The 25,710-nt window shown below is 30.6% G+C and carries 27 protein-coding genes and 3 pseudogenes; 18 read left to right on the top strand and 12 right to left on the bottom strand.

Features of this window, described 5'->3' with window-relative positions:
* Window positions 1–278: 278 nt before the first annotated feature.
* Window positions 279–1,484 carry a multidrug effflux MFS transporter gene (locus L987_RS10200; protein ID WP_011302437.1) on the bottom strand — a complete coding sequence of 402 codons (1,206 nt, stop codon included), beginning with the start codon at window positions 1,482–1,484 and terminating at the stop codon, window positions 279–281.
* Window positions 1,485–1,757: 273 nt separating this feature from the next.
* Here L987_RS10200 and L987_RS10195 point away from each other — a divergent pair, with 273 nt between their 5' ends.
* The gene (locus L987_RS10195) at window positions 1,758–2,141 is read left to right on the top strand and encodes a GtrA family protein (protein ID WP_011302438.1); all 384 of its coding nucleotides are present in this window, start codon (window positions 1,758–1,760) and stop codon (window positions 2,139–2,141) included.
* A 259-nt stretch (window positions 2,142–2,400) separates the two neighbouring features.
* Window positions 2,401–3,270, top strand: coding sequence for a cation diffusion facilitator family transporter (locus L987_RS10190; RefSeq protein WP_047504514.1), 870 nt, complete (start codon window positions 2,401–2,403; stop codon window positions 3,268–3,270).
* A 289-nt stretch (window positions 3,271–3,559) separates the two neighbouring features.
* On the opposite strand, the gene L987_RS10185 is transcribed toward L987_RS10190, so the two are convergent.
* Window positions 3,560–3,928, bottom strand: coding sequence for a hypothetical protein (locus tag L987_RS10185; protein WP_011302440.1), 369 nt, complete (start codon window positions 3,926–3,928; stop codon window positions 3,560–3,562).
* A 381-nt stretch (window positions 3,929–4,309) separates the two neighbouring features.
* Here L987_RS10185 and L987_RS10180 point away from each other — a divergent pair, with 381 nt between their 5' ends.
* On the top strand, window positions 4,310–4,996 hold the full coding sequence (locus tag L987_RS10180; RefSeq protein ID WP_011302441.1) for a 2,3-diphosphoglycerate-dependent phosphoglycerate mutase: 687 nt from the start codon (window positions 4,310–4,312) through the stop codon (window positions 4,994–4,996).
* Between the two features lie 255 nt (window positions 4,997–5,251).
* On the opposite strand, the gene L987_RS13770 is transcribed toward L987_RS10180, so the two are convergent.
* Window positions 5,252–5,356 carry a putative metal homeostasis protein gene (locus L987_RS13770; protein WP_011302442.1) on the bottom strand — a complete coding sequence of 35 codons (105 nt, stop codon included), beginning with the start codon at window positions 5,354–5,356 and terminating at the stop codon, window positions 5,252–5,254.
* A 219-nt stretch (window positions 5,357–5,575) separates the two neighbouring features.
* On the opposite strand from L987_RS13770, the gene L987_RS10175 reads away from it, so the two are divergent.
* Entirely contained in the window at window positions 5,576–7,039 is a 1,464-nt protein-coding gene (locus L987_RS10175; protein WP_047504511.1) for an MDR family MFS transporter, read from the top strand.
* 163 nt (window positions 7,040–7,202) lie between these two features.
* Window positions 7,203–7,535 carry an ASCH domain-containing protein gene (locus L987_RS10170; protein WP_078072995.1) on the top strand — a complete coding sequence of 111 codons (333 nt, stop codon included), beginning with the start codon at window positions 7,203–7,205 and terminating at the stop codon, window positions 7,533–7,535.
* 103 nt (window positions 7,536–7,638) lie between these two features.
* On the opposite strand, the gene L987_RS10165 is transcribed toward L987_RS10170, so the two are convergent.
* Entirely contained in the window at window positions 7,639–8,871 is a 1,233-nt protein-coding gene (locus tag L987_RS10165; RefSeq protein WP_011302445.1) for an aminoacyltransferase, read from the bottom strand.
* 277 nt (window positions 8,872–9,148) lie between these two features.
* Between L987_RS10165 and L987_RS10160 the strand changes: the two genes are divergently transcribed.
* From L987_RS10160 to L987_RS10145, 4 genes are all read left to right on the top strand, one after another.
* A complete protein-coding gene (locus L987_RS10160) occupies window positions 9,149–9,517 on the top strand; it encodes a cystatin-like fold lipoprotein (RefSeq protein ID WP_037537751.1) in 369 nt (122 codons plus the stop codon).
* Between the two features lie 27 nt (window positions 9,518–9,544).
* Window positions 9,545–10,150, top strand: a complete 606-nt coding sequence (locus tag L987_RS10155; protein WP_002482443.1) for a DsbA family protein — start codon at window positions 9,545–9,547, stop codon at window positions 10,148–10,150.
* A gap of 184 nt (window positions 10,151–10,334) precedes the next feature.
* Window positions 10,335–11,867 carry a zinc ABC transporter substrate-binding lipoprotein AdcA gene (gene adcA / locus L987_RS10150; RefSeq protein ID WP_047504507.1) on the top strand — a complete coding sequence of 511 codons (1,533 nt, stop codon included), beginning with the start codon at window positions 10,335–10,337 and terminating at the stop codon, window positions 11,865–11,867.
* Window positions 11,868–12,046: 179 nt separating this feature from the next.
* Window positions 12,047–12,562: a YceI family protein gene (locus L987_RS10145; RefSeq protein ID WP_041784764.1), complete on the top strand. Its 516-nt coding sequence runs from the start codon at window positions 12,047–12,049 to the stop codon at window positions 12,560–12,562.
* A 317-nt stretch (window positions 12,563–12,879) separates the two neighbouring features.
* Here L987_RS10145 and L987_RS10140 read toward each other — a convergent pair whose 3' ends face one another.
* Together L987_RS10140 and L987_RS10135 are read right to left on the bottom strand one after the other, a co-directional pair.
* Window positions 12,880–13,404 carry a hypothetical protein gene (locus L987_RS10140; RefSeq protein ID WP_231558589.1) on the bottom strand — a complete coding sequence of 175 codons (525 nt, stop codon included), beginning with the start codon at window positions 13,402–13,404 and terminating at the stop codon, window positions 12,880–12,882.
* 237 nt (window positions 13,405–13,641) lie between these two features.
* Entirely contained in the window at window positions 13,642–13,980 is a 339-nt protein-coding gene (locus L987_RS10135; protein ID WP_011302450.1) for a PadR family transcriptional regulator, read from the bottom strand.
* A 96-nt stretch (window positions 13,981–14,076) separates the two neighbouring features.
* Between L987_RS10135 and L987_RS10130 the strand changes: the two genes are divergently transcribed.
* From L987_RS10130 to L987_RS13935, 3 genes are all read left to right on the top strand, one after another.
* A complete protein-coding gene (locus tag L987_RS10130) occupies window positions 14,077–14,670 on the top strand; it encodes a helix-hairpin-helix domain-containing protein (protein ID WP_011302451.1) in 594 nt (197 codons plus the stop codon).
* Window positions 14,671–15,144, top strand: a complete 474-nt coding sequence (locus L987_RS10125; RefSeq protein WP_011302452.1) for an SRPBCC family protein — start codon at window positions 14,671–14,673, stop codon at window positions 15,142–15,144. It begins immediately after the preceding gene.
* A gap of 86 nt (window positions 15,145–15,230) precedes the next feature.
* Window positions 15,231–15,407, top strand: a complete 177-nt coding sequence (locus tag L987_RS13935; RefSeq protein ID WP_011302453.1) for a hypothetical protein — start codon at window positions 15,231–15,233, stop codon at window positions 15,405–15,407.
* 318 nt (window positions 15,408–15,725) lie between these two features.
* Here the strand turns inward: L987_RS13935 and L987_RS10115 are convergent.
* Both L987_RS10115 and L987_RS10110 read right to left on the bottom strand, forming a co-directional pair.
* Window positions 15,726–15,914 (bottom strand): annotated as a pseudogene (locus tag L987_RS10115) (family 1 glycosylhydrolase); the annotation flags it as partial.
* A gap of 22 nt (window positions 15,915–15,936) precedes the next feature.
* On the bottom strand, window positions 15,937–16,338 hold the full coding sequence (locus L987_RS10110) for an Rrf2 family transcriptional regulator (protein WP_047504503.1): 402 nt from the start codon (window positions 16,336–16,338) through the stop codon (window positions 15,937–15,939).
* A 194-nt stretch (window positions 16,339–16,532) separates the two neighbouring features.
* Between L987_RS10110 and L987_RS10105 the strand changes: the two genes are divergently transcribed.
* The 4 genes and pseudogenes from L987_RS10105 to lip form a co-directional block, all read left to right on the top strand.
* Window positions 16,533–17,357, top strand: coding sequence for a formate/nitrite transporter family protein (locus tag L987_RS10105; RefSeq protein WP_047504499.1), 825 nt, complete (start codon window positions 16,533–16,535; stop codon window positions 17,355–17,357).
* Between the two features lie 327 nt (window positions 17,358–17,684).
* Window positions 17,685–18,224 carry a GNAT family N-acetyltransferase gene (locus L987_RS10100; protein WP_002482453.1) on the top strand — a complete coding sequence of 180 codons (540 nt, stop codon included), beginning with the start codon at window positions 17,685–17,687 and terminating at the stop codon, window positions 18,222–18,224.
* 363 nt (window positions 18,225–18,587) lie between these two features.
* On the top strand, window positions 18,588–18,929 hold the full coding sequence (locus L987_RS14310; protein WP_048787340.1) for a YSIRK-type signal peptide-containing protein: 342 nt from the start codon (window positions 18,588–18,590) through the stop codon (window positions 18,927–18,929).
* Window positions 18,899–20,887 (top strand): annotated as a pseudogene (gene lip / locus L987_RS10095) (YSIRK-targeted triacylglycerol lipase); the annotation flags it as partial. The gene L987_RS14310 and the pseudogene lip, both read left to right, overlap by 31 nt.
* A 214-nt stretch (window positions 20,888–21,101) precedes the next feature.
* On the opposite strand, the gene L987_RS10090 reads toward lip, so the two are convergent.
* From L987_RS10090 to L987_RS10080, 3 genes are all read right to left on the bottom strand, one after another.
* Window positions 21,102–21,536, bottom strand: a complete 435-nt coding sequence (locus L987_RS10090; protein ID WP_011302459.1) for an Hsp20/alpha crystallin family protein — start codon at window positions 21,534–21,536, stop codon at window positions 21,102–21,104.
* A gap of 36 nt (window positions 21,537–21,572) precedes the next feature.
* On the bottom strand, window positions 21,573–21,941 hold the full coding sequence (locus L987_RS10085) for an Hsp20 family protein (protein WP_011302460.1): 369 nt from the start codon (window positions 21,939–21,941) through the stop codon (window positions 21,573–21,575).
* A 247-nt stretch (window positions 21,942–22,188) separates the two neighbouring features.
* A complete protein-coding gene (locus L987_RS10080; protein WP_047504496.1) occupies window positions 22,189–22,629 on the bottom strand; it encodes a MarR family winged helix-turn-helix transcriptional regulator in 441 nt (146 codons plus the stop codon).
* Between the two features lie 377 nt (window positions 22,630–23,006).
* Here L987_RS10080 and L987_RS10075 point away from each other — a divergent pair, with 377 nt between their 5' ends.
* A complete protein-coding gene (locus L987_RS10075; protein ID WP_011302462.1) occupies window positions 23,007–23,363 on the top strand; it encodes a DUF3139 domain-containing protein in 357 nt (118 codons plus the stop codon).
* Between the two features lie 486 nt (window positions 23,364–23,849).
* Window positions 23,850–25,073 (top strand): annotated as a pseudogene (locus L987_RS10070) (cation:dicarboxylate symporter family transporter).
* Between the two features lie 232 nt (window positions 25,074–25,305).
* On the opposite strand, the gene L987_RS10065 reads toward L987_RS10070, so the two are convergent.
* Window positions 25,306–25,653, bottom strand: a complete 348-nt coding sequence (locus L987_RS10065) for a DUF4889 domain-containing protein (RefSeq protein WP_011302465.1) — start codon at window positions 25,651–25,653, stop codon at window positions 25,306–25,308.
* Between the last annotated feature and the right edge of the window lie 57 nt (window positions 25,654–25,710).

The following is a 25,710-nucleotide window of genomic DNA, read 5'->3' as shown; positions in this document are numbered from 1 at the left end:
ATAGCGTTTTCGTAGTCCTACCTATGCAATCAATGCAAGGATGACCTGGTTAAAGGTATAACTAAGCTAACGCTCATGCTCATGCATAAATCTTGCTAGCATTTTTATGTGGCAATATATGCGTTTGCTGATGCATCAGAATGACTCGTTTCTATAAAATGAAAAAATATTTTCTTTAAATAAGTGAGACTTTGCATTTTCAATTCAGTCATCTATTACCTAATATAAAAAGAGGCTGCGACATCTATGTTTGTCGCAGCCTCTCATTATTTGATTTTTTAATTAGAACTGTTTTTGAACGTAAATGATTTTAATGAGATTTCGAGTAATACAATGAAAATCGTCGTTATAATCAGAATGATTATATAAGGCATGACACTATATTCTCCTTTTAATCCCACAAGTGGCGACATTATACCACCTAATATAAATTGGAATAAACCAAGTAAACTTGATGCATTGCCACTACCGCCAGTTCTAGATTCCATTGCCAAAGTAAAACTTAAAGGTCCGATTCCAGTAACAGGACAAACATTTAAGAAGAAAGCAATGACTAATACCCAAAGTGGTAAGTGGAATATAAGCGTAAAGCAAATTAGAATAACGCCAGCTATTTGAATCAAGGTTAGTAGTATTAATAACAAATAACGATTTATATATTCAACTAATGTAGCGGTTAACTGACTCACTATAATTAACCCGATACCGTTAATTGCGAATAAAATACTGAATTGTTGTGGCGTCATGTCATAAATTTTTTGAGTGATAAAAGGCGCAGCTGATGAAAAACTAAATAACATCACATACGTTAACCCTTGTAGTAACATAGGTATAATGAAAGCTGGTTTCTTTAATAAGGAACCAAAATCTTTAAAAATAGCTGAAAAGTTAAGTTTTGAGAGATGTCTACTTCTTGTTTCTTCCATTTTAAAAAAGGCAAATAACAAAATTGCAAAACTTATAATGGTTAATATTAAAAATATTGCTTTCCAATTTGCGATAGTTAGTGCATATCCTCCAATTAATGGCGCAATGATACTGATAATGCCATTAACAACAAGTAGAGACGCTAAGCCTTTAGCTAACGCTTTTCCTTTATGTTGATCGCCAATGGATGCTTTAGCAATGACGATGACGCCACCGCCAGTTAACCCTTGTATGAGACGAAGTGTAAGTAAGATAGACAGCGAAGTCGTGAACACGGCTATTAATGAAGCGATGACATATAATGAAATAATAATTAATGCTACTTTTTTGCGACCATAAGCGTCTGATAGTGGTCCGAAGATAAATTGTCCAACTGCAAGACCAATCATTGCAAATGAAAGAGTGAGTTGTACTTGTGAAGCCGTTGTGTCAAAAGCATTTTGTACATTTGGAAGCGATGGCACATACATATCTATCGTTAAAGGACCAAAGGTAGTCATGATTCCCAACATAATGATGATCATGATGGGTAATCGGGGATTTGAAGTTTTGTCCATATATAATACTCCTTAAAAATCGGATTAAAGTATAGTGTGAAAAAACGGATAATTTCTTAACTAGACTATTATCCCATACGTAAAGATAAATGCAATGGGAAAATTTCTTGTAGAAATGCAATGTATGTTGCATGATATCAACATTGTTATATAATACAATAGATTATGAATAAATTTAATGTAGCATATTTACAATGAATCACAATACGAATCATTTAAATCACACAATTGAGATACAAGATAGATAATGTTTGGTTATAAAGGAGTAAATGAATGAGCTTAAGTAAAACACAATATGAAGTAATTAAATTCATCATAGTAGGTGGCATAAATACGTTTAATTATTATGTGGTCTATTTAATATTATTAAAATTATTAGGTATTAATTATTTAATCAGTCATGTAAGTGGGTTTGTAGTCAGCTTTATTATTTCGTATTATTTGAACTGCTATTTTGTTTATAAAGTAAAACCTACATGGCGAAAATTTATACAATTTCCGTTGACACAGGTTGTAAACATGGGAATGCAAACAGGTTTATTATACGTATTTGTACAATGGTTTCATATATCATCGGTCATTGCACCGTTTGCTGGATTAATTATCACGATTCCAATTACCTTTGTCTTATCAAAATATATATTAAGAGACGAGTGATACAAAGTTCCTGTTATAAAAGGGAACACCAACTTTATTTAGTCTTTTTAGTTGAAGGAAACAACCAAGAAATCAATTTCTAATAATTAATTTCTTAATTGTTTCCTTTATTTTTATGCAATTTGATAGTGATTTTTAGGAAAGGCTAAATAAATAATTAAAATAATTATATTAAATAATTTTATAATAAAAAATGTTGTAAATGTTGTTTTGATGCGTCATAATATATTATCCAATATCAATTAAGGTGGAAACAGACATGACACAAAGTGAGAATTTAAAAATCGCTCAAAAAGGCGCATATCTTAGTTTAATTGTTTATATCATTCTGTCTATAGTAAAGTATTTTGTTGGTTATGTATATGACTCAGCAGCAGTAAGAGCGGATAGTTTAAATAATATGACGGATATTATCGTTTCGCTAGCTGTAATTATAGGATTGAAAATTTCAATAAAACCTGCGGATAAAAATCATCCATACGGTCATTTAAAATCAGAAAATATTTCCACACTGCTTGTTTCATTTATTATCATGTTTGTTGGTATTCAAGTTGTTATAGAAAATTTCCCTCGAATTTTTTCAGGGGCACATGCAACACCAAATGCAATCACGATTTATGTCAGTGTTATCAGTGGTGTCATCATGATCATAGTCTTCTTTATTAATCAAAAATTAGCTAAACGTACAAATAGTAGTTCTCTAAATTCTGCAGCAAAAGATAACTTGTCTGATGCTTTGGTCAGTATTGGTACGGCTATTGGCTTAGTATTTACACAAATCGGCTTTCCAATTGTGGATATAATATTAGCGACAATCTTAGGCCTACTTATAATATATACAGGCTTTGGAATTTTTAAAGAATCTATCTTCACTTTGAGCGATGGATTCAATGAGCAAGAATTAGATGCATATAAAAATTATGTCTTAGAAATAGAAGAGGTTATTGATGTTCAGTCAATTAAAGGTCGATATCATGGCAGTAGCATCTTTGTAGATGTCACTATTGTAGTGGAATCTGATTTATCTTTGGAAGAAGCACATCATATTTGTGACAAAGTAGAACATCACATGCATGAAAAAGGTATTTCTTCAGTTTATGTACATCCAGAACCTGTTTCCATACAATGAAAAATGAGCGTGTCAATATGTGACTTGACTGTAAAAGCGTTTGAGATCTAAATATTCATATTTTAACTATCAGTTATTTTGTATATAAAAATGATGTTATCAAAATCAGTTATGCTCTTACAAAGGCATTTATTGCTTTCTTGAGTAGCTTTAAATACAGGCCTAATTAGAATCAAAAATGATTTGATATCATCGTAAAAAAACAGCAATTTCTATTTTATTACAATAGAAATTGCTGTTTTCATTAGTCTAAGTTATTTATTTTAAAGTCACTCTCGTGACATGATACTTACCACCAACCGTTAGCTAAACGGAAGTCAATTGCTGCATCTATTGAACCATAACGGTCTTCAGCATATTTAATCATACCTTTAGTTTGTTCTTCAACTGAGCCTTTTCCCCAAGCTTCTTTCGTTTGTCCTAAACCTCTATATCCTAATTCATTTACTGCATCAGGATTACCACTTGATTCAGGCATTACAATATTGTCCCATAATGCTTTAGTTCCACCAGCTTCGATAAATTGGCTGTATACATCGCTATTAGATTGAGATGATTGTTGTACTGGTGTTTCTGCAGCATCCGCTGTTGATGTTACGCCGTATCCAGTAGCTGCAATTGTAATTGATGCGAAAGATGCTAATAATAATTTTTTCATAGTTTAAAAATCCTCCTAATGAATGTACCTGTCTGTTTTAATATAATGAATGAACAGGTTTGTGTTCTAATTTGTTTAAAGTACTATTTATTTAATTTACTGCCTTATTTGCTTTGCTTTTTTTCAACGATTACAACTATAACACCTAATTTTATAACGTAGGTTACAGTAAAATAAAAAGAAAGTATCTTTTGTGAATAAAGGACTACAATTATTTCAAAAGCTATTGTAAATTGTTATAATTTTAATATATCAAAGCAAAGACGACAGCATAAATGCGATTATTAAAGTATTTATGGGATATGTTATGCATATGCGAATTGTAATATTACTGTAAATATCGCAAAAAATTTAATTTCACTTAATGAAAGAAGGAATATTATGCCAAAATTAATTTTATGTAGACATGGACAAAGTGTGTGGAATGCAGAAAACCTATTTACAGGATGGGCAGATGTTGATCTATCAGAACAGGGCGAAAATGAAGCCATAACATCTGGTAAAAAATTAAAAGCACAAGGCATTGAAATCGATATAGTTTATACATCTTTACTCGAACGTGCGATTAAAACAACTTATCACTTATTAAATGAATCTAATCAATTATTTATTCCTATAATTAAATCTTGGAGATTAAATGAAAGACATTATGGTGGTTTACAAGGACTAAATAAAGATGATGCACGTAAAAAGTTTGGTGAAGATCAAGTACATATTTGGAGACGTTCATATGATGTTGCACCGCCAAAACAAGATGAAGCACAACGAGAAAGTTATTTAAATGACCGTAAATATGAACATTTGGATAGACGTGTCATGCCTGAATCTGAAAGCCTAAAAGATACGTTAGTAAGAGTGATACCGTATTGGAACGATCAAATTTCTCAACAACTTTTAGATGGTAAAACAGTGTTAGTATCAGCTCATGGTAATTCATTACGTGCATTGATTAAGTATTTAGAGAATGTTTCTGATGAAGATATCGTTGGATATGAAATTAAAACAGGTGCACCATTAATATATGAACTTACAGATGACTTACAAGTTATAGACAAATATTACTTATAATTGAAAGTAATAGTAAATAGCCTTTAAAAAGCAAACCAGTCAGAAAAAATAATTTTAATAAGAGTTTGTAGTAGTAGGGCACCAAGGATAGCTAATCAAATAGGTTATCTAAAGGAAGATAATTATTATGCATATGTTTAAAAGAGTCTGAGACAAAAATAGATGTCTTAGACTCTTTTAATTGTGGAAAAAATAGTTGGATATTAAAAATAACGTGGCATGTTTAAAATGACAGCGACATGCTATGAAGATAAATTATTTACTACGCTTATGTTGTTGAATAATTTTGCGTGCGCGTTTACGTGTTTTGATATTAGGACTATTTAAATTTCTACGTGCTGTTTGTAAGTCTAATTTCATACATAAAACCTCCTTTATAGAAATTGATTATGAATTAAAAAGTACGTTTTGTAAATAGTAATTATTACGATTTACGATTAATTTTTTATCTAATAACCTAATTTGTAAAAATTACCATTTTTTTGAGTTATTTTAATGTCAGATAAACATTTTATATGTATAATGCATAAATGCGACAAATAAATATGCTAAAGACGAATGTGTAAATAGGAGATAAAAATGACTCAAAAAACAAAAATAATTATGATTCTAATGATGTTGTTTGGTGGTTTCTTTGGACTATTAAATGAAACACTGTTAACAACCGCATTACCGAGTATAATGAAAGATTTTGATATAGATTATACGCAAGTACAATGGCTTACAACTGCCTTTTTATTAACAAACGGCATTGTTGTTCCGTTATCAGCAATGATTATACAACGTTTTTCAACAAGACAAGTTTTCTTAACTGCAATTTTTATATTCTTTATCGGTACAATCATTGCAGGATTTAGTCCGAATTTTACGGTTTTATTATGTGCAAGAATTGTGCAGGCAATGGGATCAGGTATTATGATGCCATTAATGATGACTACAATTTTAGATGTTTTCGAACCACATGAACGTGGTAAATACATGGGGACCTTTGGTTTAGTTATCGGTTTAGCGCCTGCCATTGGTCCAACGCTTTCAGGTTATTTAGTGGAGTATTTTGATTGGCGTTCACTATTTCATGTCGTTGCGCCGATTGCAGCGCTAACATTTCTTGGTGCAATAAAATTTGTGAAAAATGTTGGTACCAACAGGAAAGCGCCTATTGATATATTATCTATAGCCTTATCAGTCTTAGGCTTTGGTGGTTTACTTTATGGGACAAGTTCTTTATCTCGAGATGGATGGAATGATCCTGTTGTACTGACAACAGTTATTGGCGGCTTAATATTAGTCGTGTTATTCATTTTCCGTCAAACAAGATTAGAAACCCCGTTACTTGATTTTTCAGTATTTAAAAATAGTCAATTTGCAGTGGGAATTGTTATCATGGCCTTTACGATGATTGCTATGATAGGTTCGGAAACAGTATTACCAATGTTTGTGCAAAATATTATGAAAGATACAGCATTACAGTCTGGTTTAATATTATTACCTGGTGCAATTGTGATGGGTATTATGTCAGTGGCTTCAGGTTTCCTATATGAAAAATATGGTGCAAAAATACTTGCATTTATAGGTATGCTGATTGTCGTTGTAACAAGTTCATACTTTATATTTATGGATGAAAACACATCATCAGCTATATTAGCGACAATTTACGCTATTAGAATGATTGGTATAGCACTTGGTTTAATGCCACTTATGACGCATACAATGAACCAATTGTCACGAGAGATGAATGCGCATGGCTCATCTATGACTAATACAGTTCAACAGATATCAGCTTCCATAGGGACGGCAGGTTTAATAACAATTATGAGTCAAGTAGCAAAAGACTTTTCACCTAATATGAGTGATTATAAAGGAATGGATAAAAAAGAAATGGCAATGCAAATACAACATGAAGCATTGTTAAGTGGTTATCACGCAGCATTTTGGTTTGCTGTAATCATTTCTATTATCAGTTTAATCAGTGTATTTATGCTTAAAAGTAAACGTAAAATAAATCAAGAGCAACAAGAACTCGAACAACAACAAAGCAAATAATTATTAAAAGACCGAAACTGTCTGCAGCGTGTATGCTGCCGACAGTTTTTATATTATTATCGAGCAAGACGAATTTAGTGTTTTAAATGATAGGATTATGGTATTTTTAATGTTACATCATAAGATTTATAGGAAAAGGGTGAAAGGCTTTATAGAACATTCGATGCGTTTATATGAAGAACCATTTCGGTTAGTAAGTAATAGTACAAAAACTGTAGAAGTTAGATTGAATGATGAGAAAAGACAAGCAGTGCAAATAGGCGATTTCATAGAATTTACTAATTTAGCAACAGGTGAACAAGTGAAGGTGAAAGTGGGTAATGTTAAAGTGTACGATTCGTTCCAAGCATTACTACAACATTATTCAAATAAAGAAGTAGGTTTTAGTGATGAGATACAATTATCTCAAAAATTAGCATCTATCTATCAAATATATAATCAAACTGACGAACTTCATTTGGGTGCATTAGCAATTGAAATACATTTAGTTCCATAATAGAGAAATGTATTTTGTAAAAGCATAACTTAGTACATGAAAAAAGGTTTAGGACATCAAAACATGTCCTAAACCTTTTTTATTTCATAGTTACACAATGAGGCTATAATTTTCCAATTCGTTTTCCTAGTTTGTAGAGTAATGGTTTGATTGGCTTAACAAAATCTCCAATATATTCTTCAACATCTGCATTGAAGCCTTTTTTGAACTGTTGAACGCCATAATCAATGGCGTCTTCACTAAAGTCACCAGTGATCCCGTAAAAATTATAACGATCGATATTGTGATTCTTTGCAAATTTAATCATTTCCCACTGCAGCTTATAAGCACCCATATAGGCATTATAGTCTGGATTAGAACCACTAGATAAATAATATACTTCATAATCATTATAAATATAGATAGCAGCTGCTAAGTCTAAGACTGGGCCATCCGTCGTAATTGTCTTATTAGTATCATCAATTTTGCGTTGTGTACTGACAATTTGTTGATTAAGTTGTGTTTGTTTCGTTTTTTGTTTTTTAGAATTTGGACTTTCTTGTAATGCAGCTTCCACGTCTTTCATTTGATGATTTAATGTGTCTAGTTTTTGTTTAAGGCCGTTAACGTATTCGCTTAAATCAATATATGCTAATTGTATTGAAGCAAAGCCCTGGTAATCTTTTTGTAATTGTTCAAAGTATGGTTCGTCACGGAAGCTGAAGCCATGTTTTTCTTCAGCCATCTTAAATAGTTTGAAAAAACGATCGGTTTCTTCTATAGGAAGTTGACGTACTTTAACGCCCATTTCTTCAGTACGTTTGATATTACGTCGCGTTTGGTAATCCATTTCTTTAAGTAATTGTTGTTCTGATTTGTCTTTTAAATCTAAGACAGATAGCCAACGTATTTGGCTCGTTTTTGAATAACCTACAGGATAACCTTGATGTTTATAACCTAGTTTTTCTAAAGTGCTTATAAGCATTCGATTATCGTAAGATTTCTTGATTTCGCCATCAGCATTTCTCAAGTTTTCTAAGATATACGGATCAAGTAATACGTATAGGCAATTATGTTGTTTAAGATATTTTGTTAATTCGCTAAAGTAAAAATCAACTAGTGACAAATTGGTATAGTCTAAGATAGGTCCACGTTGACTATAAAAATATTTAAAGAATTTTAGCGCGCGTGCTTCTGTAAACATACCAGCAGCAATGACTTCGTCATTGTCGTCTTTAACACCTAACAAGTGTGCATTGTATTGAGCTTCATAATTAACACGTGATTGTGTGTAATGTGAAAAGTGATTTTGTGTGAATGTTTGGAATTCTTCAGGGGTAAGATTCACAAAGAACATATATTTTGCCTCCTTAAATGGCAACGTTTATTTTGAAATTGAGTTGGACAACTTATAAGTAGTATACCAAATTTACTATTAAATGCCATGTTTTACAAAAAAACAGATTGCAATATTAAAAATATTTTTATTAAATAGTGTATCACATTGGTAGGCTATATACTTTAAAAATATTATAGTACATTTTGCTAATTCAGTGTATGATATTACTTACGGTTATAATGTATATCAAAGTATTTAATTTAAAAAGAGGATTGTTTTAGGAGTGAAATAAAGTATGAAAAAGATTATAACGCTAATTGTCATCTCTACATTAATGATTGCTGGGTGTAGTAGTGGTAAATATGCAGATAAAATAGATAAAGCAGTAAATAAACAACAACATTATCAGAAAAAACTTGCAGAACAACACAAAGGTGATATTGAACGCAAATTTGACAAAAAAGATGCCAATATATATGTATATGAAAAAGGCAAATTTGTAATCATTGCCTATAAACCTATTAAGAATGATGAAGAGATTCATTATTATGCTTATGAATATAAAGATGGTAAAACAACATTTAAAAAAGATTTTAATTCAAAAGGCTATATACAGAAACATGACCCAGACTATAAAGAAGAAAATATGGATTTAGACGAATAACGAGTAAATGAAATTGAGGTGTAATAAATGAAAAAAGCATGGTTATCAATCGTGCTAGTGCTTACACTTGTATTAGCAACTGCTTGTACCAACCCAGAAGATACACATAAAGATGATAAAACAACGTCTGATGGGAAAATAAAGATTATTGAGTATGGCGATTTTAAGTGCCCATATTGTAAAAAAGTCGAAAAAAATGTAATGCCAAAATTGAAAAAGCACTATATTGATACAGATAAAGTGGACTATCAATTTGTTAATATGGCATTTTTAGGTGATGATTCTATTATTGGTTCAAGAGCAGGTCATGCTGTACAAAGGCTAGCACCAGAACAATATTTAAAATTTCAAGAATTAATGTTTAAACAACAACCTAATTCAGAAAAAGCATGGATTACAAATCAAATAGTTGATCAACAAATAGATAAACTTAAAATTAATACGACGCTTAAAAAAGAAATCAAAGACGACTATAAACAAGAAAATAGTAAATCTTGGGTAGCTGCAAAAAAGGATCAAAAGCAATATAAAGATAACCATATTGAAACAGCGCCTACTGTTTTCGTCCATGGCCAAAAAGTAGAAGATCCTTATGATTTTGAGAATTACAAAAAAATATTAGAAAAAGAGTAGAAATTTAACTAAAAGTTGAAATGAGCACAGACAAGTATAATCACATTTTTGATTTTACTTGTCTGTGTTTTTTCTCAGCATTAAATCGTAATAATTACGAAAATTTTATATTTAGTATTGTTTTTATGAGGAAGAAAGCATATAATAATAAATCGTAACAATTACTATTTAGGAGGTTTTAAAATTGAAACAAATTACATACATTAGTATTATGGTTCTGGCATTCATGGTAGTTCTAGCCGGTTGTGGAAAAGGAGAGTCCGATAATACAAAATCGAATGAAAAAATAAAAATAAATACAACTGTTTTCCCTTTGAAGTCATTTGCTGAACAAATAGGTGGTAAACACGTAGAGGTGAATTCTATCTACCCAGCTGGAACAGATTTACATAATTACGAACCTACACAAAAAGATATAATTAATGCATCAAAAGCGGACTTATTTCTATATACTGGTGACAATTTAGATCCAGTTGCTAAAAAAGTAGCAAGTACAATTAAAAAAGATGATAAAAAATTAGCACTTGAAGATAAATTAGATAAATCTCAATTGCTTACGGACCAACATAGTCATGAAGAAGAAGGACATGACCATGATGAACATCACCATCATGGCGGATACGATCCTCATGTTTGGTTAGATCCTAAATTTGATCAGACATTTGCTAAAGAGATTAAAGATGAACTAATTAAGAAGGATCCTAAACACAAGAAAACATATGAAAAAAACTATGAAAAATTAAATAAGGATTTAAAAGAAATAGATAAAGATTTGAAATCTATTACTGAAAATAAAGAAGGTAATACGATATTTATATCTCATGAATCTATTGGATATCTTGCAGAAAGATATGATTTTGTTCAAAAAGGTGTACAAAATATGAATGCTGAAGATCCTTCACAAAAATCATTGTCGAACATTGTGAAAGAAATTAAAGATTCTGGAGCTAAATATATTTTATATGAAGATAATGTATCAAATAAAGTGACAGACACAATACGTAAAGAAACAGAGGCAAAACCTTTAAAATTTTATAATATGGAATCTTTAAATAAATCGCAGCAACAAGATTATAAGTTGAGTTATCAATCATTGATGAAGAAAAATATTATAAATATGGATAAAGCATTAAGTGATTCTATTCAAACTGAAGACGATAAGGAACAAAGTAAACATGATAAAGCGATTTCTGACGGTTATTTTAAAGATAGCCAAGTTAAAGATAGAACATTGGGTGATTATAAAGGCAACTGGCAATCAGTTTATCCTTACTTAAAAGATGGCACTTTGGATGAAGTTATGGAACATAAAGCAGAAGATGATGATTCCATGTCTGCTAAAGCATATAAGTCATATTATGAAAAAGGTTATAAAACAGATATAAGTCATATTACTATTTCAAACGATACAATAACGTTTGAAAAAGATGGTAAAAAAGAAACTGGGAAATATGTATATGATGGCAAAGATATTTTAAAATATGAAAAAGGTAACAGAGGTGTGAGATATACTTTTAAATTAGTAGATCAAAATAGTCATTTACCTAAATATGTACAGTTCAGTGATCATAATATTGAACCGAAAAAAGCTGCACATTTCCATATTTTTATGGGCAATAATAAAGATAAAATTTTAAAAGAATTAGATAATTGGCCAACATATTATCCAAATTCGTTAAGTAGCGAGGAAATTAAAGAGGAAATGTTAGCTCATTAAGAATGATAATTTTCAATAAAACCTTCACAATTGTTTGAATCTTCAAATGAATACTTTATTCAGAAATGGGAATAATGAATTTAGAAGAAAATATTTAAGATTTTTGTTTGATATATTTTATATACTTGGTATAATAAATGTATAAACAAAACTTATAATACTTTGGAGGTATAGTGATAATGACAAAATTTAATTTCGATGCAGCACATTCAGTAGTAGAATTTTCAGTAAAACATTTAATGATTTCAAATATTAAAGGTAGATTTACAGAGTTTGATGCAAATATTGATGGCGACATTAATGATTTAAGTACAATTAAAGGTGATTTTACAATTAATGCGAGCTCTATTGATACACGTGTAGATGATCGTGATGCGCATTTACGTAGTGGAGATTTCTTAGATGTAGAAAATAATCCAGAAATCAAATTTGAAATTACTAAAGCAGATGAAAAATCAATCACAGGTAATGTAACAATTAAAGGCGAAACGAATGAAGAAACTTTTGACTTATCATATGAAGGCCAAAGTAAAAACCCAATGAACGGTGCAACAACGGTTGGATTTATTGTTAACGGTTCTATTAACCGTGAAAAATATGGTATCACGTTCAACCAAGCACTTGAAACTGGTGGCGTAATGATTGGTAAAGATGTGAAATTCCAAGTGAGTTTAGAATTCGCATTAGAAGACTAAACTATATAAAAAACTACTAGATTATCGAGTAGGTTCAGACTGCCGACAAAGTCTTTGACTTTGTCGGCAGTTTTTTTGTGCACGCTTTCCGTTGGCACTGCCATAACCTGTAGTCTTCGGCTAGTGCTTTTCCCGTAGGAGTCGGTCCAAATAAATGCCAATACATTAAAAACATGAGAAAATCTAAATTAAAAAGCCGTAATGTTTATTACATTGAATTACGCAAACGATAAAAAAATAGACCAAACTAACACAAAATTAATGCAGTAGCTTGGTCTATATTTGAAACAAATTGTTAATCGAGTAGCTTTTTATATTTAATTATTGTCGATTGATTTTTTGTCACGATAATATTGTACAACAATATAAGCAATGAAAGATAAAGAGATAATTGTTAATACAATAGATGAAATGATTAAGAAATTTTTATTAGAGTAATCGCCGCCAGTAAATATCCGGCTTATTATGTTAGGCAGACTTAAGATTAAAATAAGACCAGCAAAATATTTTTTCTTTAATAGCAAGCAAATGGCCATTGTTAGTAATAAAAGTATTATGCCAATAATAAAATTAGTAGTTTGATTAGGTGACCAAAAAATAAATATTGGATAATGTCGTAATAAATACTCACTTAATATATAAATACCGAAGACGATAGCTGATGAAAAACCGACAGCAATATAAGTCTTTTTACTATCTCCCCATGTCATAATTAATTTTTTAATGACAAATAATATAAGTACTAAAGAACCTATAAATATAAATAGTATATAAAGCATGAGCGCTAACGTTAGTTGAAATGAGTTATCAAGCATCCTAGGAATGACTACCATAATAATCATGAAAGAAATGAAATAAAATATATATTTATAAATACCTTGTGTTAAATTTAGTTCCTTTGAAAATGTGTCGGCATAGTTTTTTATAGGTGTATTCAATAAGTCATCGACATTTTCGTTTTGTGCTTCAGCAGTGGTAATATGGTCACGTAATTCTTCTTCAATCGCGTTAACATCTTTTTCGTTTTATCACGAAATAATAATTCGATACGCAGCTTTAGTAAAAAATCTTCAGCTTTTTTAGTTAACATCGTTTACACTCCTCATCAAATTATTCATACCATTATTCAAATAATGCCAATTTGCTTTAAATTGATTTAATTCATTTTTACCAGTATCAGTAATTGAGTAATATTTATGTTTAGGTCCACCAGTCATCGATTTTTTAGAAACACTTGTAACATAACCTTTTTTATTTAAGCGTAATAATACTGGATAAATACTGCCATCACTGATTTCTGGAAATTGTTGTGATTTTAATTTGTCTAATATTTCATAGCCATAAGTTTCGCCTTGTGCAATTAAACCTAAAATAGCTCCATCTAACAATCCTTTCATCATTTGATCAGATATTGACATATAATCCCTCTTTTCACTATCTTATAATAAAAGATAGTATAAATTTTGATTAATGTTTAAATTGGGTATAGTTATTAAAAAGAAGGGGTTGATAAAATGACGATAGATTTACCTAAAATAGGGAAACCAGCGACGAATGCATTACACCATATAGGGGTAAAAACATTAGAAGATATTGCTGGATATGATAGAACGACATTATTAGCAATACATGGTGTAGGACCGAAAGCAATGGATATATTGGAAGATAACTTGAAAAAACATAACATGAATTTTAAAGAGGATATTGGATTTGATGTGCCATTTCACTTAACTGGTGATTTGAAATGTGATAACGCACCTAAGAGAAGAGTCATGCTAGATTTTTTAATTGGCTCAGCACTTGTGGATAAAGACAAATTGCAAGCGATCGTTGCAGAGGATTTTAAATGGGAAGTAGTAGACGCATTTCAATTAACTGGATTTGACGCATTTTATCAAGAGCTTGAAGACCACAAAGAAACTATTGTATCCATAGATGTGAAAATGAATATAAGTCACGGTAAATCTGGTGCATTGCATGGTACGCAGATTTTGGAAAATGGTACAACGATTTATTTTGCTGATATGTTTGAATTTACAAGTCACCGTAAAGATGCCAAAGTTAAATCAATAACATCATATATAATAATGAATGAAGGAGAATCATAAATGAGTGTAAAAATTGTAGAAAATAACATCATATTTACGAGGGAATTTAAAGCTACTGCAGAACAAATTTTTAAAGCATATACAGACCAAAATTTATTTGAAAAATGGTTTCACCCACAAGGTGCCACTACAGAAGTGTATGAATCTGATGTACAAACGGGTGGGAATGCCTTTTTTGCTATACGCGCACCACAAGGTACGAGCTATACTGTAACGCAATATACCGAAGTGATACAACCCACGCTGATTGATTATAATGATTATTTTGCAGATAAAGATGGTAATATTGATCAAAAAATGGCTGGTATGCACAATACGATTCATATTGAAGATAACGATAATGGTGTAGCAAAGCTTACTTCAGTTGCTGTATTACCCGACCCTAAAGCGGCACAACAATTATTAGATATGGGTGTCGAAGAAGGTATGAATAGTACGTTTGATAACTTAGAGACATTATTAGAAACTTTATAACAGTAAAACTTCAAAAAAATGTTGTAATTGGCATAGTAATCATTTAGCGTTTTTCGATATAATAGTATTGAAAAGAGGTGTGTGTATTGAATAAACGTTACATGAAAGTACTTGGTTTGTATTCATTTAGTACATTAATTCCTACAGTATTATTAAATGAAAAAACCTTAAGTAGTCATACATTTAAATGGTTCTTACGTACATTAGCTGGATATGGTATTTTTGCCTATGGTCTACATTTTTTAAGTAAATTTAAACAATAATACTATAGTTGTTTAACCAAAAAGGGGATGGGCAGAAATCAAATTTTCTAATAGAGATTTCGTACTCCCACCTATGCAATCAAGGCAACGATGACTTGTATAAAGGTTCACCTGAACTAATGCTCATGTATATGTCTTTCTAGAAATTTCATGTGGTATATAGGCTTTGGCTTATGCATTAGAGCGTCTCGTTTCCATGGGAATGGAAAAATCATTTCTTTAAACAAGTGAGTCTTTATATTTTAATTCAGTCATCTACTGACTAATTGAAAACAGCCTGAGACATCTATTTTGTCTCAGGCTGTTTTATTTATAATATTAATTGAGGGACTCACCATTTGTTTTAATCACATTACGGTACCAATCAAAGGAAGCTTTTTTCTTACGTTCTAAAGTACCATGTCCTTCATTATCTCTATCTACATAAATGAGACCATAACGTTTTTTCATTTCTCCAGTTGTAAATGAAATAATATCAATGATTCCCCATGGTGTATAACCCATTAAAAAGTAAGTTACGTAAGCATTTTTAAAAATGATCAATGACCGATTGGATTGTATACGTGTTTAGTTTATTAATTATGGTTGTATCAACTTCACTATAAATTTCATCTAGCGCATGGCTAATATTTTTACCTACATGACAATGTTGATTGGTATCTTTATGAATTTTTGCGAAATGCATTGTTTCTGAAAAGATAAGTTGGTATAGGTCGCCTAAGTGAATGTCATTTGCGGAAGAAGATAGACTGTATCCCGAGATACCTTGACTACTTTGAATATAATGACCGTCTCTTAAATAACGACATATTTTACGAACTAGTGTGGCATTACTATTGATGCTATCTGCTATATATTGACTAGACACTGGTTCTTTTTCAGTGGCTAATAGTGTAAGAATGTGTATGGACACAGAAAATTGAGTGTTCAAGATTAAGACTCCTTTTGCTAGTGCTTGTGTAAATTTTAGTTACAAGTAGAGTTTACGATATATTATTTAAACGTGCAATGTATTAATTTAATAAAATGTTCTAAAACGACTATTAAGTATAGGTATAAACTCTTATAATAATATTGTTAGCAAAATTTGATTTTTTAAAAATTGATAAGGGGTGCGAATGATTTATGGTTGATAATGGCAAGTCTATAAACGATACATATACGTCAAAAGAAACAATTGAAAATATTAATAATCAGGTACAAATGAAAGAAGTCATGTTTAGCCAAACTCCAGGACGCTATGCACTAAAATCCATTATGTCAGGATTTCTATTAGCTATTGTTACAGTATTTATGCTAGGTATCAAAACACAATTTGCAGGAACGAATGAAGGTTTAGTGAATCTGATGGGCGCCATTTCTTTTAGTTTAGCATTGGTGTTGATTGTGTTAACTAATTCAGAATTATTAACTAGTAATTTTATGTATCTGACAGTGGGTTGGTATTATAAAATCATTGGTATGAATAAAGCGTTAGGTATTATGTTGGTTTGTTTCTTATTTAATATAATCGGTGGTTTTATACTTTTTGCATTAATGAAATTTACACCTATTATGACACCAGAAATGATCAGTAGCTTAACTAGTATGGTCGACGGCAAAACCATTGATAGTAGTTGGTATGCGATTTTAGTAAAAGCGATTTTTTGTAATTTCTTTATTAATATCGGCATCTATGTATCAATTCAATTTAAAGATGGTTTATCCAAAGCATTTTTCATCGCTTGTGGAGTGATTGTATTTGTATTTATGGGATACGAGCATGTTGTGTTTAATGCTGGGTTATATTTAGGTATGGTTTTTTATGATTTCGACGCGGTAGCATGGTTACATGTATTGAAAAATATTGTCTGCGCGTTTATTGGTAATTTTATCGGTGGAGGTATTTTCGTAGGGTTAGTTTATGCATATTTGAATGGAAGAAGAGATAGTTGGCATAGTAAATCATAAAATGAGCATCTATGAAAACAGATAGTATTTCTAAAATTTAATCAATAGTACTGTAACTGATTGATTTACAAATACATAATGTATACACAATAGCTTTAACACTTGTGACGCTATAAACAGCAATTAATGTTGACGTAGATTCACGAAAACATGATAGCAAAGTGTGATTGCTTTGCCTTCACGTATGTATTAGATCTATATTCTAAAACATATCAATTGACTCGATTATAAAGAAGACATATTGTATTTATATAATTTAAAAGTAAGTTTATGAAAATCATTTTATTTTAATGACTTAATAAGCTTGGGAATGATAGGAGTGACAACATGTCTGATTACAATATAAGAATTGCAACAGAGTCAGATGCAGAAGCGCTACAACAACTTATGCATGAGGCTTTTACACCATTAAGAGAATTGGGAATTGATTGGCCATCTGTCAATGCTGATTTAGCTTTGGTAAAAGATAATCTAACAAAAAATACTACATTTGTATTAGAAGATGATAAAGAAATCATTTCAACTATAACAGTGCGTTTTCCATGGGAAAGTAAACGACGTATTTCCATATATCCATTTGTGTGGTGGTTTGCAACTAAGCCTTCATATGATGGTAAAGGGATAGGTAGTAAATTGTTAAAATATGTAGAAGAAACATTTTTACGAGATACACTTAAAGTACCAGCTGTAACTTTAGGTACCTCAGCCCGTAAACACCCGTGGCTTCTAGATATTTATAAAAAACGTGGATATGAAATTTATAATGAACATGAAAGTGAAGATGGCGATTTAGGTGTTATCATGAGAAAAGTACTTATACCAGAAAGATTTGATGAAGATGTGTTGGGAAAACCACCATTCCATTAATAAATATATGAGTCAGGGAATCCTTTTATTAGTTGAATAAGAGGATTCCTTTTTTGATGATTTTATATAAGATAAAACTGATAAACACAACAAATGATATCGAAATCGCATTTAGGTTTACTTTTAATTTTATAAAGAAATAAACCTTAATTTTTCCAATGATTAGCAATTACATTTAACTATACAAAAGTTGCTTTTTAAATGAGATTTTAATCAATTATGCATTAAAGAAATGTATTAATAATTGAAATTAATTTACTTCAATATAAAATATGTTATCTTATATATACAGTTATTTATAATTTTTGGGGAAAATTATTAACAAGGGATGTAGTTTCACAAAAAATAATTTAGAGGGATTTTTTGAAGAAAAACAATATCCAAAAAAATGGTAATTCGAGGCAAAGATTCAGTATAAGAAAATATTCTATCGGCACAGTATCTGTATTAGCGGCTACATTTTTTATTGCTAGCGGAAATGTGTCATTTGCAAGTGAATCTTCAAGTAATGAATTAAAGAATGAACAAACTTCAGCGAAAGACGAGTCAAATCGTGCAATATCGCCGTCAGTTACAAATGAAAACCTGATGTCAAATCAACGGATGACCAAACAAAAAATCTTCAAGCACAACCACAAGATGAACCTCAAAATACAAATCAATCACAAGCTAACAATGATAGCTCAAATACGCCTACAAAAGTAGAGTCTAAATCTCAACAACCACCAATTAAACAAGAAAATTCGACCGAAGATATAAAGACGGAAAAAATTCCTGAATCAAACCAAAACAATGATAATCAAGAAAAGAAAGAAGATAGCAATAAAGTAGAAGATGAAAATTCAGAAAAAACAGAATTTAATCCACCAATAGAACTAAATCAAGCAAAAGATGATGAACAGGGCACTCCTAATGCATCTGATAAGCATTCATCAGATAATAAAGTTGATACAGGTAAACTAAATGAAAACACAGAAGATAAACAATCAACGGCTGATGAAAATGATAGTGAGATAGACCATCAAGCAAGTTCATCTAATTTAAGTGATGAACAAAAAGAAAAACGTCAATCATTGGAAGTTGAAACTCAAGAAGATTCAACAGAAACATCAAATGCTAAAAATGAAAAAGTAGATGATCAAGCAGACGTAAAAGCGAATCCAACTTCATCAGAAGATAAAGCTAAACCAGAAACTGCGCCTGATATTAATTCAAAAGAAGACACAAAAAATGAGCAACAAGACCAACAAAGCCTCACAGAAGATGAAACAACACAAGAACCACAACGTATAGAAAATAATGGCGATAAGAATAATTTAAAAACAAAAACAAAATTTGATACAGAAAAAGTAGATTTAGATCCAAACGCGAAAGATAGTCCTTATAAAGCAAAAGATAAAGTTGAAAATGAAACAGCTACACCTCGAAAACGTGCTGATGCTGAAGAAGTAGAAGCGGATAAGTTACTTAAAGATTCAAAAACTGCAAAACAAGGTGAATATAAAAACAAATACCCGCTGATTTTAGTACACGGTTTCTTTGGTGGTGTAGGTGAAAATAGACCTGTTTTTTACCCTAATTATTGGGGTGGGGATAAATTCCATATCAAAGAGCAATTTGAAAAGTCAGGGTATGAAGTACATGAAGCTACAGTTGGTACTTTCAGTAGTAACCATGATAGAGCAACGGAACTTTATTATTATATCAAAGGCGGTCGTGTAGATTATGGTCAAGCACATGCTGAAAAATATGGTCATGATAGATACGGACGTACATATACTGGCGTGATGCCAGAATGGCAACCAGGTCAAAAAGTTCATTTAGTTGGACATAGTATGGGTGGCCAAATGATTCGTTTGCTTGAACACTATTTACGTTTTGGAAATCAAGAAGAAATTGATTATCAAAAAGAACATGGTGGAGAAATATCACCGCTTTTCGAGGGTAATCATGATAATATGATTTCTTCAATGACAACATTAGGTGCAACACATAATGGTACACAAGGTTCAGATAAATTAGGTGTACGTCAATTTGCCAGAGATATTATTAATACAATTGGCAAAGTAGGTGGTAATAAATTCTCAACCGTAGATTTAGGCTTTGTACAATGGGGCTTCCATCAACGTGCGAATGAAAGTTATATCGAATACTCAAAACGTATAAAGAATAGTCCTTTATGGGATACAAAGGATAATGCATTAACCGACTTAACAGCCGAAGGTTCGGAACAATTAAATCAAAATACCTCACTGAACCCTAATATTGTTTATACGTCATATGCTGGGGAAGCTTCACATGCAACATTATCTGGCAAACATGTTCCAAATATTAGACAATATCCACTAATGGATTTAACAAGTCGAATCATTGGTAAAGATAAGAATCACCAATTGAGATTAAATGATGGTATTGTACCTACTATTTCAGCCTTATATCCAAATGGACAAGCCTATAAAAATGTAACAGATATTAGTTCAGCTAATGAAAAAGGTATTTGGCAAGTCTTACCAGTTAAAAAGGATTGGGATCATATGGATTTTGTTGGTATGGATCCTACAGATTATAAACGCACTGGTGAAGAATTAGAACAATTTTATACTGGTATTGTTGATCATTTAATGCGCGTAGAGGAATCCGAAAATAGAAATCTAGCTGTCTAAACTACCAATAGGCTAAATAAAGTTATTGCCCATTTCCATAAATTTTTGGAGATGGGTTTTTTAATATGCTTATATGTCCTTAATTATTAGCCTATGTGTAAGTAGGGGAAACCCAATAGATCAACATAAAGAAAAACGGTAGAGTCACCAATAAAGTGACTCTACCGTTATGATTTTTACTATAAAAATTAACTCGTGTAAACGTTCATTATCGTTAGTCTATTTGAATATTAGATGAAGAACGTTCTTCTTGTGTTTTTTTAGGTAATGTTACATTTAACATGCCATTCTCATATGAAGCTTTAATAGCATTTTCATCAACATTTTCAAATGGGTATTGACGTTTGACGTTGCTCGTACTACGTTCTTGATGAATTAGACGACCTGCTTCATCTTCCTCATTGTTTTCAATAACTTGTTTTCCTTCAATAGTTAAAACATTGTTTTCAAACTGTAAACTAATATTTTCTTTTTGAAAACCAGGGAGTTCAGCTTCCACAACATAGGCATTATCTAGTTCTTTTACGTCTGATTTAATGCTTGTACTATCTGGGAATTGCTCAAAAAACTGACGTCCAAAATCTTTAAATAAATCTCCAGGATTTCCTTCAAAAAATGAATTGTTAAATGGTCTCATATCAAAAGCCATCGTACATCTCTCCTTTAAATAATATTTTATAAAAATTTAGTCTATTGAAATTTGTGTTTTTGTTTGTTTGATTGGTAGTATAACAGATAAAATGCCATCATCCATTGTGGCTTTAATAGCATTTGTATCGATGTTTTTGAATATAAATTGTCTGCTTTGTTCATCAGTACTACGCTCTTTGATAAGATATGTCATATCATCTTGCTGTGCATCTGAATGTTTTGCAGTAATTGTTAGTGTTTTATCTTCATAATTGATTGAAATATGTTCTTTTTGATAACCAGGAAGCTCAGCTTCAACTGTGTATTGATTATCTGACTGATAAACGTTTACTTTGAATTCATGATGATCTGATAATAAACCTTCTAATAAATCTTGTGGAAGATTACTGGTATTTTGTATCATCTCTAATCACCTCTCCTTTAACCTTACAACTACAGTATAATACTATAGTCAAAGAAAGTCAAAGTCAAAGCATTAGACATAAAAAAACACCACTTGTAATAGGGCGTTCATTAAATAAATATATGTAAATAGATTTATACAACTACATATGGCAAAAATAGTGAAATACAGTGGTAGTTAAAAAAAGATAAGTAAAGTCAAAAATAATTATAAAATGTACTTCTAACTTTAACTTATCCATCGTAAATTAAATATTTTGTTGGAAATGCTTGTTAACAAAATTTTGTAATGTTTCTTTTAAGTCAATCGCTTCATCAACTTCCATATCAAATTCGTTAAAGACTTGTTTAGATATATTAGAAAGTGGTTCTTTAATATCTTTACCTTTTGTTGTAAGCGCTATTTGTAAATTGCGCTCATCATCAATTTCACGTGTTCTAGTCACGTAACCTTTTTTCTCTAGTTTTTTTAATAATGGTGTAAGTGTACCTGAATCTAGAAAAACACGTACACCTAGTGTTTTAATATTTAATTTTTCTTCCACTCCGATTGCCAATAAAACAATGTAGCCTGTATATGTTAAATCGAATTCTTTTAAATAAGATGTATATTTCTTAATTATCTCTTTAGAAGAAACATAAAAAAGAAAACATAGTTGTCGTTCTAGCGTGTTATCTTTTTCCTCCATTATAAATCACCCCTTATGAAAGTTAACCTTATTATGAACGTTGTCTATTGTCAAGCAACAGTTGTGCGCCTCTTTTACCCCCTCGTTATAATATTTTATATATAATACATAATGCAAAACAATATATAGAAAACCAACTCATTTGATAGGATTTATTCTTAACAAATGACAGGGCGTAATTTACTTATAATGAGTAATGAATTTAAGAAGATTTTGTTACAAAAGTGCTTTAATACTTTATTAATGAATTGTAATCAGTCATAATAATAACATTATGGATTTTAATATATACATATCGTTTTATGTATAAAAAGTTACAACAATTATGATTTATCATTGTTTATAGAAGGTTATGTTTTAATAAAAGGAGTTTAATGATGAAAACATTTTTAAAAATCATAGGGCTATTGGTCATATCATTGATTATTGCTATCGTATTTTTCTTTGGTATGAGAACGTATCAAGGTCATAAAAATTTGGACTTAGTTGACCATTATATGGACGAAAAGCATTTAACAGAAAAAATTAAAACAGAAAAGACACTTTATAGTGCTAAAAAAGGATTGTATTATAAAAAAGTAGAGTTTAAGGATGATCCTAAATACACTTATGTTGTTCAACCGATTAGTACTTATAAAGGCATATTAGTTCAAGGTTTTGATAGTGAAACGAATAAAAATGTTAAAGATGCGAAGCACAATGCATTTAAACAAGATTACAAACCTAAGGATTAGCTCATAAAATAGCTGAAGTATGAAGGCCTTTAAAATTAGGAATAACACAGAAATCAAATGATTATATGAGTTACTTCTGTAGATTATCAAGTACGCTTAAAAGTTAATATTTAAAAAAGACGAATCCATTTATTATGGATTCGTTCTTTTTTGTAAATATACTGTTTTGTTAGAATTTCTGGCTTTTAAATATATAAGAAGTATGATTTTTTTATGTTACTCAAATATAAAATTAAATAGAAAAATTTCAATTCAATCGCATAATTACTATATATACTAAAAAGAGTTAAAGTTAAGAAAAACATCATGTTATTGTTAAAGCCTTTGTATTGATTGTCTTAAAGGTTTAATTATGTAACTTAAATAATAATCAAAAATAAATTATGTTATTTTAAGTGTATAAAGTTTTAAAATGTAGAAAAAATAGATGTGTAAAAAGATTTAATTTGGTATAATTAGTCGATATTATAAAAGGGGAGAAACATCATGACAATATTTAAGAAAATAAGTTTACCAATGCAAGTTATGATTGCTTTGGTATTAGGTGTCATAGTAGGGTTATTGCTCTATGGTCATAGTGACGTCGCTAATTATATTAAACCATTTGGGGACATCTTTTTAAATTTAATAAAAATGATAGTGATACCAGTAGTATTTTGTTCACTAGCTTGATCTATTTCTGATGTTGGTGAATCTAAAACAGTGGGTCGTTATGGTTTTAAAACAATTCTTTATTTTGAAATTATAACAACAATTGCTATTGGATTAGGCATTATATTTGCTAATATTTTTAAACCAGGCGCAGGCTTAGAGCCAAATAAGTTACCTAAAGGGGATATAAGTCATTATGAAAGTTCAGCAAAAGCTGCAGAACAATCTACATATGGCAACCATTTTATAGATACGATTGTCAATATTGTACCGACCAATATTTTTGGAGCTTTGACAAGTGGTGAATTGTTACCAATTATATTCTTTGCAGTATTTTTTGGTATTGCCTTATCGACAATAGGTCAAAAAGCTGAACCTGTAAAGCTCTTTTTATCAGGTACATTAGAAGCTGTTTTTTGGATGATAAACAAGATACTTAAACTTGCACCTATTGGTGTGTTTGCGTTTATTTGTACAACGATTATGACGTTTGGTGCATCAGCACTAATTCCATTGTTAGAATTATTTTTAGTTGTTATAGGCGCTATGATATTTTTTGTAGTAGTCATATTAGGCATTGTTGCAAAAATATGTGGTGTCAGTATTTTTGCTTTAATGAAAATCTTGAAAAACGAATTAATCTTAGCTTTTTCAACTTCTAGTTCTGAATCAGTGCTACCTATTATAATGCAAAAAATGGAACGCTTTGGCTCACCGAAAGACATTACCTCTTTTGTCGTACCAATCGGCTATACATTTAACTTAGATGGATCAGCATTATATCAATCAATCGCAGCATTATTTGTAGCACAAATGTATGGTATCGATATGTCCATAGAGCAGCAAATTATGTTGATGGTTACTTTGATGGTAGCGTCTAAAGGTATGGCAGGCGTACCAGGTGTTTCTATAGTCGTATTGATAACGACATTGACATCTATGGGCTTACCAGCAGAAGGACTTGCATTAATTATAGGTGTTGACCGTATATTAGATATGGTTAGAACATGCGTAAATGTCATGGGGAATGCATTGTCTACAATTGTTATAGCAAAATGAGAGAATGCTTATGATAAAGAAAAAGGACAAGCATATTTAAAATCGATTTAATTATAAAAAGCTGTTGTGGAAGGCCATTTAGTTCCTAAACTGACTTTACTTCTCACGCTTTTATAATTAATTTGAGTGAGACATATTTCTATAAATGTAAAAATAGCTATGAAAAAATCTACTACTATAGATTTCTTCATAGCTATTTTAGTATATCGAATTTGATATGTGGAATATATATTTACATACCCTTCATGCCGCCCATATCATGGATTTTCATCATTAAGCCATGTGGAATATCGTCATGATCTACAACTTCCATCTTACTATAAGTGTCATCACCGTCAGCTTTTACTAATTTAACAAAGTCTCCTTTTTTAGGTGAAAAATCAGACTTTGATGGTAACTTAACATTCTTCTCAATTTTATGATCTTTTTCACTTATGACTTTATCAGCTGTCGTAGCATCTTTCATATATCCGTAATAAGTTTCTTTTTGTCCACTTGTGAACATCATTATAATCAATACAACAGCTATAACTAACATGATTACACTTAACGATATAGCAAATACTTTACTATTTTTCAATGTGCAACGCTCCTTTTCGAACTATTTGTTTCTGTTACAAATAACATTCTATAACAT

Origin of the sequence: Staphylococcus sp. ZWU0021 (assembly GCF_000798895.1) — a bacterium.
Taxonomy (GTDB): domain Bacteria; phylum Bacillota; class Bacilli; order Staphylococcales; family Staphylococcaceae; genus Staphylococcus; species Staphylococcus saprophyticus.
This window is presented reverse-complemented; position numbering and strand designations above follow the sequence as displayed.